This is a genomic window from Corallibacter vietnamensis, from assembly GCF_039537875.1.
In the GTDB taxonomy this organism is placed as follows: Bacteria; Bacteroidota; Bacteroidia; order Flavobacteriales; family Flavobacteriaceae; genus Corallibacter; species Corallibacter vietnamensis.
On the sequence record NZ_BAABBI010000001.1, the window covers coordinates 1,604,578 to 1,616,498 of the forward strand.

Below are 11,921 nucleotides of genomic sequence, written 5' to 3' on the forward strand. Positions count from 1 at the left end.
ATGAAAAAGAAAATTCATGTTTTGGTTTTTATAGGTAGCCTACTCTTTAGTTGTAGTTCCAATACTTATGTAGAATTGGAAGAGCATGAAGAAATACTGAATGAGTTGGTTACCTATAATTCTCATGTTCAAAGCATAATCCAAGACAATTGTGTTAGTTGTCATTCAGCGGGAAATACAGCAGGTTTTAGACCATTAACTAATTATGCTCAAGTGAAAGATGCCGTTATAAATACAAACTTGTTAGATCGTATTCAAAAACAAAATGGAGAACCAGGTTTAATGCCCCAAACAGGAAGAATGAGTCAAAATCAAATTAATATAATTCTTCAATGGTTGGAGGATGGATTATTAGAACTATAACTTATGAAAAAATTAATACTTTCAATACTTACAATAAACCTTATGATAACTTGGGCAAATGCCCAACATTACAAAACGCGTAATGGAAACGTTCAATTTGAGGCTTCAGTATCAGGATTTGAAGAAGTAAAAGCTAAAACCAGTTCCGCATCTGCAATTATAGATGTAAAAACGGGTTCAGTCGCATCTATCGTTTTTATTAATGCATTTCAATTTAAAATAGCATTAATGCAAGAACATTTTAATGAAAATTATATGGAAAGTACAACTTATCCAAAAGCGACATTTAAAGGAAAACTGGAAGATTTTAGCATCAGTCAATTAAAGAATAACAATCAATTGTTTGTGTTAATCGGTGATTTGACAATCCATGGAGTAACACAAAAAATAGAAATAAACTGTAGAATAAATAAAATAGGTGGAGAAGTAATGTTAGGTGGTGATTTTACAGTTACTCCAGAAGATTTTGCTATAGACATTCCAAAATTGGTAATGAGCAAAATTGCTAAAGAAATTCAAATATCATTTAATTATACATTAAAGCCATGAAACTAATTGTACTCTTATTGCTTCCCTTACTTGCATTAAGCCAAAGTAAAAATAACACAGATATTTTTGATGCGGTTAGACAAGGTAATTTAATGCAAGTAAAACAGTATGTCGAAGTAGATAGAAAAGTAGTAGATACTTTAAATAGTCATAATCACTCATTATTAATTATAGCTGCGTATTACAATCAACAATCTATTGTAGAGTATATTTTGCCATATGTAACTAACTTAAATCATAATAGCGATAATGGTACGGCATTAGCAGCTGCCGTGGTTAAAAATAATGTAGAAATTATTAAGGCTTTATTAAATCGTAAGGCAAATGTTAACTTAACAGATGCTAATGGTGTTAGCCCCCTCATGTATGCAATAATGTTTAAGAATATTCAGGTTATTAAACTGCTTATTGAGCATGGTGCAAATCTAAATTTAGCAGATAAAACTGGCAAATCTACATTTGAGTATGCTATATCATCAGATAATCAAGAAATTATTAATCTTTTAAAAAACTAAAATTATGAAACGACAATTACTTGTAATGCTTTTACTAATCATAATTCAACATGAAGTGAATGCACAAATTAAATCTACAGGTGTGGTAAATTTGTTACCAGGAATGACGGCTAAATTAGATTTAGATAATGCTACTTCAACAGCAACCCTAACTCTTACAGGACCATCGGATAGATGGTTTGCATTGCAATTTGGAGATTTTAATTTTGGAGACGGTATGAGTGTAGGAGAAGATATTATTTATTTTAATGGTGCTAGAATAGCAGATGCAGTTCATAATGGTATTGGAGTCCCTCCTTCAAATGATACAAGTAATTGGAGTACACAATCAAATGAGGTAAGTGGAAGTACAAGAACACTGGTGGCCACTAGAAATTTTGATACAGGTGATTCTAATGATTATATCTTTGATTTTGATGCCGATAATATAGATTTTGCATTTTCAAGAAGTAGCTCTGCTGGTTTCTCCTTGGCATACCATGGGTTTTCAAATAGAGGCTATGCAATTAATAATGCATTTACAACATTGGGCATTGATGAATTTGAAACTAAAAAGAGTACAGTAAAACTAGTGCCAAATCCGGCAGTAACAGCTTTTTATATAATTACCAATTCTAAACAGGATATTATCAAAGTCACAATTTTCAATGCCTTGGGGCAAGAAGTAATGTCTATTAAAAATGGGTTCTATGAAGATATAGATATTTCCGGATTATCAGTAGGAAACTATTATGTAGAGGTCAGGAATAATAGAAATGAGATTACAATAAAAAAGCTGCTAAAACAGTAGTTTAAATGAAGAATAAAATCCTTTTAGTTGTCTTTTTAAGCTTTAGTATATATTTTTTTTTAGATGATTTGTATTTCAAATCTGTAAGAGGTTATATTAATGAGACAATACTCAATATGGGAATAAGCCATAATGTCTCCTATTTGATATTTGGAATTCCATTGTTTATGGGTGTGTTGCTATTAAGTAAGCCCAAATATTTTTTCAAAAATTTAGGGTTAAGCGCTTCTATTCTAAAAGGAATGGTGTTTGCTCTGTTTTGCACGGTTCCAATGTTTATTGGTTTTTCCTTCTTATTTACTTTAAATAAAGAACTATCCATTAACGAATTTTTAATATCAGGAATTGCAGCAGCTTTTTTTGAAGAACTTTACTTTAGAGGATTTTTATTTGGCTTTGTATTTAGGTTTACGCGCCTAGGTTTTTTCCTCTCAATAATTTTAGGAGCGATATTATTCGCAATAATTCATTTATACCAAAGTCAAGAACTAATAACACTCGTAGGTATTTTCTTGACCACCTTTATAGCTGCCATGATTTTTGCATGGGTCTATGTAGAGTGGGAGTTTAATATATGGGTGCCTATTGGCTTACATTTTTTCATGAATCTTTCTTGGATGCTTTTTTCTGTTAGCGATAATGCACTCGGAGATAGTTATGCCAACAGTTTTAGAATTATAACTATCATACTCATTTTTGTGCTTACTATCATTTATAAAAAAAGAAACAAACAACCATTTTATATCACAAAGAAGAATCTGTGGTTCAAAAAATCTATACAAATCAAGTAACAATTAATAAAACTAAAAAGAAGTAATGGATTCAGTGTTTAATATTTGGAAAACTAATAGAAGACTTCACCTAAAATATTTAAAAAATTACAATGTAAAACAATTAAATACAATCCCATTAGGGTTCAATAATAACCTTATTTGGAATATTGGTCACATTATAGTGGCGCAACAGGCTCTATTATACAAAACAGCAGGACTTGAAGGCTACGTTTCAGACACAATGTTTAACACCTATAAACCCGGAACAAAACCAAATAGAGAAATTCAACAGGAAGAAATAGACGAGTTGAAAATACTTTTATTGGCATTGGTCGAATTAACAAAAGTTGACTACCAAAACAATCTGTTTTCAAATTTTAAACCATTTAAAATAGAAACAGGATTTAAACTTAACACTATTGAAGATGCCATATTGTTTAATAATTATCATGAGGCGATGCATTATGGCATAATAAAAAGCATCACAAATCTTATTTAACTATTCATTAAAAAACACCTATTTTAACTAAAATGGATTATTACAAAAATGTAGATGAGCTCGACTGGCAAGTTGGAAATATTGTTGGCTTTTCGAGTAAGAAATTATTATCGTTAACAGGAAGTAACTTTAAATTAGTGAAAGTGGCACCTTTTGCCACCTACCCTGTTCATGTTCATCCTAATAAAAATGAAGTACTCTTAATATTAGAAGGCACAATATCTGCTACCATAGACGATAAAATATATAAAGGGAAGCCATCAGATATTTTTATGTTTCCAGTAGGAATACAGCACAGCATAATAAATACGTCAAATAAAGAATGTGTAGTTTTTATTGCTTCTATGGATAACTAATAGCTCTAATAATTTCAAATAAATTCATAATCAATACAAATTAAAAGTGAATGTATTTAATCGAATAGTAACAAATTTTGAAGCTTCATTGAATACTATTGAAACAGATAATGGTGATGTCTTAATTATTGCAGAAAAGAATATAAAAGAAGCTAAAGAAGTCCTAAATAAAGTCAGATTACTTATAGATAAAAGAGGATTTAAATCATTTGAAGAAGAAATATATTTTTTCAAACAAATTAAACCAAAAATATATAGTAAGCTAATTTATTATCTAAAATTATTTACTATAGAAAGTAAAAGACCCAGGAGCAGTAAGAAAACACAAGTAAAGTATTTTAATAGTCACATAGATAAATTACAAACGTATTTTAATGATAATTTAGAATTCTATCATTATTACAGGAGAGGTTCAACAATTTTCGATAGGCAATATTTTACTAGAAAAAATTCAGATTTAAGATTGCACCCAGATACATTCCATTTTTTATCTGATGAACAATTCTCAACGAGCCATGATAGTACGGTTGCAATGATACTAGCTTATGATATGTTAATTGTATACTTAAAAAAAGAAATTGATAAACTAGAAAACAAGAATAATATGGAAGCAACAGTAAATCCTTTTCAAAAGCAATCTCGCTTATTCTGGACTGCTAATAAAACTGATTTAATCGAACTCATTTATGCACTACAAAGTTCGGGTGCAATTAATAGTGGAACTGCCGATATAAAAGAAATGGCAATGGCTTGTGAGCAGTTGTTCAATATCGATTTGGGCGATTACTATAGAACTTATTTAGAAATTCGTTCACGTAAAACAAATCAAACAAAATTTCTAGATAAAATGAAAGATTCATTGGTTACAAGAATGGTAAGTGCCGATGAATAAAATACCCAAGTTGGGTGTTGTAAAAAGTATCTTTTAGTCATAAAATTTATAGTATTTTAATTATTGTTCTATTAGAAATTATTATCAAATGATATTAATGTAAGTCATTAAAAATGAGTAAATAAAATCACCCAACTTGGGTGCTTCTTGTGAATAAACCTCACTATTTCACTTCATATTTGCCAAACGAAAGTCAAATCAATATAAAACTCTCACTGTCATATTGAGCACTGTCGAAATAGCTGTGAGAGTTTTTTTTGTCATCCTGAACTTGATTCAGGATCTCATTATTAATTAAAAATCGTTACTATGGCAGCAACAATTATCACTACCGAAGATCTTCGAGAATTTAAAGAAGAATTACTTGAGGATATCAAAGCAATCATTAACCACCAATCAGGGTTTGCGCCTAAAAAATGGCTCAAATCACCAGAAGTTCGCAACCTGTTAAGCATCTCACCTGGAACATTACAAAATTTGCGTATCAATGGTACATTACCATATACCAAAGTCGGAGGAGTTATTTATTACGACTACGAAGAAATTCTAAAAGTAATGGAAGAAAACCGTATTCATAACAAATTCTAAAGAAGAAAAAATGACATCTATATTAATTCTGTAGTAAAATCAAGTCAATGAGTAGTGATGGGCAGTGGAGCATTGCCGAAGCGAAGCGGTTGCAATGCGCATGATAAATCATTGATGCAGATTTTCAAGGAATTAATATGAAGTCTTGATTTTTTGTTTCGTTTTGCATCAAGGCAAAATGAAAGGGTAAAAAATATGCAAGAAGTAAATTATAGGATCGAGCTTTTAAAAAACATCCAGTGGATGTTTTTAGCGAAGAGGCCAGTTGGTGCATTGGCGTTTAAACTATGGAACTAATATGCAGGACGTTAATTATATCAAACATCTAAACGCAGTTTTCAACCAATTCTCAAAAGATAGTCGTTTAAACCCAACCCACATAAGCTTGTACATAGCCTTATTTCAGTTGTGGAATTTAAACCGATTTTTAGAAGAGTTTTTTATAAACCGTGATGAGGTTATGCAATTATCTAAAATAGGCTCTAAATCTACCTATCACAGATGCATCAAGGAATTAAACCATTGGAAATATATCGTGTATTTCCCATCCCACAATCCGTATAGAGGGAGTAAAATTAAGATGCTCAAATTTGGGACAAGTTCTGGACAAGTAGTGGGACACAACAATAGTCAAATCGAGACAAGTACTGGACAAGCACTGGTACCTATATATAAACATATACAAACTATAAAAAACATAAACAGTAATAAACAGAAAAATTTTAAAAATTCAATTTCAGAAGATTTTAAAAACGAAAACAAACAAAAAAGAGCCTGTACCGAGCGCAGTCGAGGTATCCCAAATATGGACAACCTAAAGACCACTAAAAATAAAAACTACAACGAACCACTTTAATTTTTTGTCATTCTGAAGATGTAACCTTGAGCTTGTCGAAAGGTTGTTTCAGGATCTCAACAAATGAAACGTCATTGCGAACAAAGCGAAGCAATCTCTTTTTTGTCATTCCGCACTTGATGCGGAATCCACTTTTAAATTACAATGAGTAAAATGCAACCGCCACATGTCATAACCTAAATTTAATTGAAAATGAGAAATATAATTGGAAAGTGTCCCTTTCGTCAGAATATAAGCTCAAAAGCTTCGAAATCCAGGAACGTAGTGACGCGAAGTTTTGAGCTTGGTTCAACGCGCCGAAAGGAAGCGATGAAATTCCTATCGAAAGGGTGCCCTTTTCTTTGGTTCGTTTCTTTTGGGCAAGCAAAAGAAATGAATAGAATAAAAAAATAGGTTTTTAATATACATGAACACCCGACCACCACATATTATCACTGAAAAAGGCGTCCAATACAAACTTGGCGAACTTAAAGACAATCATATTCTATACGATTTCCAAAAGATATTAACCTATCTCGATGCCAAAGGTAAATTGCTATTCGGTAAGAACTTCAAGATTTATGAAGAAGATGAGGTCGTGCTCTACAAACTATGTATTTATTTCATTCGTGATTTTGAAGCTTGCGAAAAACTAAATATAGATCCAAACAAAGGTATTTTATTATCTGGTCCAGTAGGCTGTGGCAAAACCAGTTTAATGAAGTTATTAAGACACATCGTGCCACACCAAAAATCATACATACTAATTCCGGCAAGAAACATCACGTTTGCTTTCAACAATATTGGCTACAAAACGATTCAAGAGTATGGTAACAGTAATTTTTACTGCTTTGACGATTTAGGAGTAGAAACCACCGGAAGACATTTTGGTAAAGACTGCAACGTTATGGGCGAAATCCTTTTATCTCGTTATGATTTATTTCTTCAGCGAAAAATAAGGACCCACGCCACCACAAACCTAAACGCCCAGGAACTGGAAGAACGCTATGGTAATCGAGTGCGTTCAAGAATGAGACAGTTGTTTAATTTGATAGCTTTCAATGAGCAAAGTATTGACAAGAGAAAATAATGCACAACACCGGACCGAGCGTCAAAAAAACATCCAGTGGATGTTTTTAGCGATGTGGCCAGCTAGCGGGTGGGTCTTAAAAAATTAGATTTAGAGATAGGTTCAGCGAGTGTGTTGTTAAATAATTTCTTGTAAAAACACCAAATAAAACTTTGGCAAAAAAACTCAAAATTTGCCAAAACTTAATCGTCGCTGTTATTGCGAACCCGATAGGGTGAAGCAATCTATTTTAAAAAACAAAATAATAAAATGATTGTTATTTCAATCAAAATTGCTATATTTGTGTGAAATAACAATCATATAGTAATGAGTAAGAAAAAGCAAATCCTGTTCCCAAAACACAAAGAAGTACTTAAACAAATGGGAGAGAATATAAAATTGGCAAGAAAAAGAAGGAAGCTAACACAAGAGCAAGTTGCTGAAAGAGCAGATATTGTAAGAAGTACATTATATCTTATTGAGTCTGGAAACCCAAGTGTAACTATTGGGGCTTATTTCAATGTATTACGTGTGCTTGGGTTGCAAGATGATTTTCTCAAATTAGCAGCGGATGATGAATTTGGTAGAAAACTTCAAGACCTCGATTTAATTTAAAATAAGGTTGTCATTGCGAGCAAAGCGTGGCAAATGCAAAGCATTCACGAATACAAAAAACATTAAAATAATAATGCATGAGTAATCTCATGAAATATTTAATATGGCAAAAGGCAAACAAGACATATACATATACGCACATTGGAAAGGTTTGGAAGAACCGCAATTAATGGGAGTCCTTTCTGCATTGTATGCAAAAGGGAAGAAAGCATTCAGTTTTGAGTATGATAAAGATTGGTTGAAATCTAAAGAACAAATGCTATTAGATCCGGACATTCAATTCTATAGTGGTCCACAATACCCAAACAATAAAGAAAATTTTGGTGTGTTCTTGGATAGTATGCCTGATACTTGGGGACGCACACTTATGAAACGTAGGGCGTCACAAGAAGCAGCTGCAAATAATGAAAAGGCAAAAACATTATATGAAATAGATTATTTGTTAGGTGTTTATGACGAAAGCCGAATGGGTGCTTTGCGTTTTAAACTTGACCCAGAAGGGCCATTTTTAGATGATAACGAACTAAACCCAACACCACCGTGGTCATCCATTAGAGAGCTGCAAGAAGCAGCAAAGAATTTTGAAAATGACGATGACAATGATGAAGTAAAAAAATGGCTAGCTGTTTTAATGGCGCCAGGATCCTCTTTAGGAGGTGCAAGGCCGAAAGCTAATATATTAGATGAAAATAAGGAGTTATGGATTGCAAAGTTTCCTTCAAAAAACGATACCATAGACAAAGCCGCATGGGAATACTTGGCTTATCAGTTGGCAATAAAGGCAGGCATCCACATGGCACCATCTAAAATTGAAAAGATATCAGGTAACTATCATACCTTTTTTACCAAAAGATTTGACCGTGAAGAAGGCTGTAGACTTCATTTCGCTTCTGCTATGACCATGACAGGAAATAACGAAGACACCATAAGAGATAATCCAGCAAGCTATTTGGAATTAGCAGAATTCATTCAAAACCATGGAGCTTTGGTTAACGATAATTTAGAGCAATTGTGGCGTAGAATAGTCTTTAATATTGCTATTTCAAATACCGATGACCATTTAAGAAACCATGGATTTATTTTAACCAATCAAGGGTGGATATTATCACCAGCTTATGATTTAAATCCATCTATAGATAAAGATGGTTTAGCACTCAATATTGATATGGATAACAATGCGCTTGACTATGATTTGGTAAAAAGTGTAGGTGAATTTTTTCGTCTAGATGATAAACAAATGGATAAAATTATTCATGAGGTTTTAACTGTAGTAGAAACTTGGAAAGAGGTGGCGAAAGAAATAGGTATTGCTAATAAAGAACAAACCTTGATGGCTAAAGCGTTTAATTGTTAGTATTAAGCTTAATAGTTAAAGACACGTTATAGGGTTACTGTGCGTTCCAGAATGCGACAACTTTTTAATTTGATAGCTTTTGATAAGGAAAGTTTAGATAAGCGCAGATAGTTAAGATATTTTAATAGAATATGCTAAAACTTAAATATATTTGTGTTTTAGTATAAATAATATGCCTGTATTTAATAGTTATAATAGGATAAAAATTGTTCTAGCAGAAAAAAACAAGTCCAATAAATGGTTGGCGAAAAAGTTGGATATGAGTGAAACAACCGTATCTAATTGGTGTACAAATCATAGACAACCATCACTACCTACACTATTCAAAATAGCAAAGGCTTTAAACATGAATCCAAGAAATCTAATTAATTCATAGTGAGTAAACCTGAAGAAATACAAGCAAAATTACTCTTGGCCATACAAAGTAACCCGCCAAATTTAGATGATATTGTTTCATTGTCTACAGAATTGGCAAAGCTAGACCCTACAAATCAAAGATTTTATATTGATGCTAAAACTTTAATTCATTTAGGAAGAGATAGCATTAAAGATCATTCAACTGCTTTATTAGAGTTGGTAAAAAACAGCTATGATGCTGATGCCACAAAAGTAGATATTGAGATTTTCTCTGAAACTAAAGACATGATACGTGTCGCTGATAATGGTTTTGGTATGAAACCAGAGGAATTGAAGAATAGTTGGTTACGTATTGGGTATTCAGGTAAAAGGGTTTCAACGAAAAGTAAATTAGGACGTAGAAAAACTGGTGAAAAAGGAATTGGACGAATATCCACTGATAGACTAGGTTCAAAACTAGAATTGAGAACAAAATCTAAAGATGAAAAACTTATAGGCTTAAAAGTCAATTGGGATGATTTTGATGTTGAAGGTAAATCTCTTTCAGATATTCATGTTCAAATTTTTGAGCCGAAAGAAATCAATTTACCTCTAACTGATGGTAAACCTTCGGCAACGGGTACGGAAATATTAATTGAAGAGCAACGTCAATCATGGACAAAGACAAACATTGAAAATCTTTTTCAAGAACTATCTGCCTTAACACCGCCTTTTGAAGATGTTCAAGATTTTCATATTTCTTTAGTTAACGATGTTTATCCTCTTCCATCAGAAGAAATTAACTCAAATTATCTCGATGCAGCTGAAATTAAAATTGAAGCTTATTATCCTGGTACAGGTACAGAAATAATTTATACTTACTGGGACAAGTACAATGACAAAGAAGTTATTGAAAAAATTGAATGGTCTAACTTATTAACAAGAACAGGTATTGATACCACTAATTTAATTGAAAATAAAATTAGATCTGGTTCAGCTACCATTAAACTTTATTTCTTTTTAAGAGAAAGTGCATCGGTAAAAGATTTTGAATTTAATCTAACCAAATTAAGAGAGTTTCTCGATAACAATGCTGGTATAAAAATATATCGTGACAGAATAGTTGTTAAACCTTATGGCTTCCCTAGTTCTCAATTTGGGTATGATTGGTTAGGATTAGCTGATAGAAAAGCTAAAGATCCAGCTGGTATTAGTAGGTCTGCAAATTATAGTGTTACACCAAATCAATTAGTAGGTGCTGTTTTTATAGCTAGAGATTCTAATGTAGAATTAGCGGATAGTGCTGCAAGAGAAGGGTTGGTAGAATCAGAAGCTTTTTATGATTTAAAAAGTTTGGTAATGGGTACTATAAATATGCTTGAGTCTTACAGAACCAGATTAATACCAAAAATTAACGAGGCTAAAAGAAAATCACGTAGTAAAGAGTCGAGAACTGAACGAATAATAAAAGCTTTAAATAGTATTGAAAAGGATTTGTATAGCATCAATTTAGAGATTCAAAATAACTCTGATGTAGCTAGTCACATTAAAGAGAGGGTTCAAAAAAATGTAAATGATTTAAGTGGTACAACTGATAAAGTTGAAAAAACAATTACAGAACTTCTTAATTGGAATAGAACCTTAAGTGGTTTAGCAACAATAGGTATATCCTCTGCGGTTTTTGGTCATGAAACGGAAGGTTCTATAACTCAACTTAAAGGTTCTGTAATGGCAGCAAAACTTGCATTATCTAGAAAAATTCCGAAAGTTGATGATGCGATAGTAGAAATCGAAAAAGCTGTAAAATCATCGAAAAGAGTTGCTGCATGGGGTGCTTACGCATTAACAAGAGTTCAAAGAGAAAAACGTAATAAAAAAAATGTAAATATTGCTAAAATTATACAGTCTGTCGTTAATGAGTTAGAACCGGCATATAAAGCTGCTTCAATAAGCATTAATACAGAACTTAAAGATATTTATACATATACGTTTCAAATGGATATTGAAACAGTTTTAATTAACCTTTTAACAAATGCTTATACCGCTGCTACTTTGAAGTCTGGTAAGAGATTGATAGAAGTTAGATTAATTGAAGAAGACTTGAAGGAACCAAAAAAATTGATTGAAAATGGATATTCTCTCATTGTTTCTGATTCTGGTCCAGGTGTTTCTAAAGAGTTTGAGCACAGGCTATTTGAACCGCTTTTTTCAACTAAAGTAAATCCAACACAAGGCAGTAAGAGTATTGGTACTGGTCTTGGTCTTACAGTCGTCAATTCTATAGTAAACGATTTAAACGGTAATATTTCTTTTGATAAAGACCCTGTATTAAAAGGAGCTAGGTTTAAAATTTGGCTTCCAAAAGAAAGAAAACAAAGAAATTAGTT

Annotated in this window: 15 protein-coding genes and 1 pseudogene; all 16 read left to right on the forward strand. The window is 32.1% G+C overall.

Annotated features, from left to right (window positions below; all coding sequences use genetic code 11):
* The 16 genes and pseudogenes from ABD690_RS07305 to ABD690_RS07380 all read left to right on the forward strand — a co-directional run bounded on the left by ABD690_RS07305 (position 1) and on the right by ABD690_RS07380 (position 11,919).
* Positions 1-363 (forward strand): c-type cytochrome, encoded by a 363-nt coding sequence (locus ABD690_RS07305; RefSeq protein ID WP_344728832.1) that lies wholly within the window; start codon positions 1-3, stop codon positions 361-363.
* A gap of 3 nt (positions 364-366) precedes the next feature.
* Entirely contained in the window at positions 367-912 is a 546-nt protein-coding gene (locus ABD690_RS07310) for a YceI family protein (protein WP_344728834.1), read from the forward strand.
* Complete coding sequence (locus ABD690_RS07315; RefSeq protein ID WP_344728836.1) at positions 909-1,427, forward strand: ankyrin repeat domain-containing protein; 519 nt, start codon at positions 909-911, stop codon at positions 1,425-1,427. The genes ABD690_RS07310 and ABD690_RS07315 overlap by 4 nt, the downstream gene beginning before the upstream one ends.
* A 4-nt stretch (positions 1,428-1,431) precedes the next feature.
* Positions 1,432-2,217, forward strand: a complete 786-nt coding sequence (locus tag ABD690_RS07320) for a T9SS type A sorting domain-containing protein (RefSeq protein ID WP_344728838.1) — start codon at positions 1,432-1,434, stop codon at positions 2,215-2,217.
* Positions 2,218-2,222: 5 nt separating this feature from the next.
* Entirely contained in the window at positions 2,223-3,008 is a 786-nt protein-coding gene (locus tag ABD690_RS07325; RefSeq protein WP_344728840.1) for a CPBP family intramembrane glutamic endopeptidase, read from the forward strand.
* Positions 3,009-3,033: 25 nt separating this feature from the next.
* Positions 3,034-3,489 (forward strand): DinB family protein, encoded by a 456-nt coding sequence (locus ABD690_RS07330; RefSeq protein WP_344728842.1) that lies wholly within the window; start codon positions 3,034-3,036, stop codon positions 3,487-3,489.
* A gap of 32 nt (positions 3,490-3,521) precedes the next feature.
* On the forward strand, positions 3,522-3,845 hold the full coding sequence (locus ABD690_RS07335) for a cupin domain-containing protein (protein ID WP_147676318.1): 324 nt from the start codon (positions 3,522-3,524) through the stop codon (positions 3,843-3,845).
* A gap of 88 nt (positions 3,846-3,933) precedes the next feature.
* Positions 3,934-4,737 carry an RteC domain-containing protein gene (locus tag ABD690_RS07340; protein WP_344728845.1) on the forward strand — a complete coding sequence of 268 codons (804 nt, stop codon included), beginning with the start codon at positions 3,934-3,936 and terminating at the stop codon, positions 4,735-4,737.
* Between the two features lie 309 nt (positions 4,738-5,046).
* Positions 5,047-5,325, forward strand: coding sequence for a helix-turn-helix domain-containing protein (locus ABD690_RS07345; protein WP_344728847.1), 279 nt, complete (start codon positions 5,047-5,049; stop codon positions 5,323-5,325).
* A gap of 298 nt (positions 5,326-5,623) precedes the next feature.
* The gene (locus ABD690_RS07350; protein WP_344728850.1) at positions 5,624-6,181 is read left to right on the forward strand and encodes a hypothetical protein; all 558 of its coding nucleotides are present in this window, start codon (positions 5,624-5,626) and stop codon (positions 6,179-6,181) included.
* A 406-nt stretch (positions 6,182-6,587) separates the two neighbouring features.
* Positions 6,588-7,250, forward strand: coding sequence for a P-loop NTPase family protein (locus tag ABD690_RS07355; protein WP_344728853.1), 663 nt, complete (start codon positions 6,588-6,590; stop codon positions 7,248-7,250).
* 306 nt (positions 7,251-7,556) lie between these two features.
* On the forward strand, positions 7,557-7,844 hold the full coding sequence (locus ABD690_RS07360) for a helix-turn-helix domain-containing protein (RefSeq protein ID WP_344728855.1): 288 nt from the start codon (positions 7,557-7,559) through the stop codon (positions 7,842-7,844).
* Positions 7,845-7,947: 103 nt separating this feature from the next.
* A complete protein-coding gene (locus ABD690_RS07365; RefSeq protein ID WP_344728857.1) occupies positions 7,948-9,198 on the forward strand; it encodes a type II toxin-antitoxin system HipA family toxin in 1,251 nt (416 codons plus the stop codon).
* A gap of 24 nt (positions 9,199-9,222) precedes the next feature.
* Positions 9,223-9,309: pseudogene (locus ABD690_RS07370) on the forward strand (ATPase); the annotation flags it as partial.
* 61 nt (positions 9,310-9,370) lie between these two features.
* Complete coding sequence (locus ABD690_RS07375; protein ID WP_344728859.1) at positions 9,371-9,574, forward strand: helix-turn-helix transcriptional regulator; 204 nt, start codon at positions 9,371-9,373, stop codon at positions 9,572-9,574.
* Positions 9,574-11,919 (forward strand): sensor histidine kinase, encoded by a 2,346-nt coding sequence (locus ABD690_RS07380; protein WP_344728861.1) that lies wholly within the window; start codon positions 9,574-9,576, stop codon positions 11,917-11,919. Before ABD690_RS07375 ends, ABD690_RS07380 begins: the two co-directional genes overlap by 1 nt.
* The last annotated feature ends 2 nt before the right edge of the window (positions 11,920-11,921 follow it).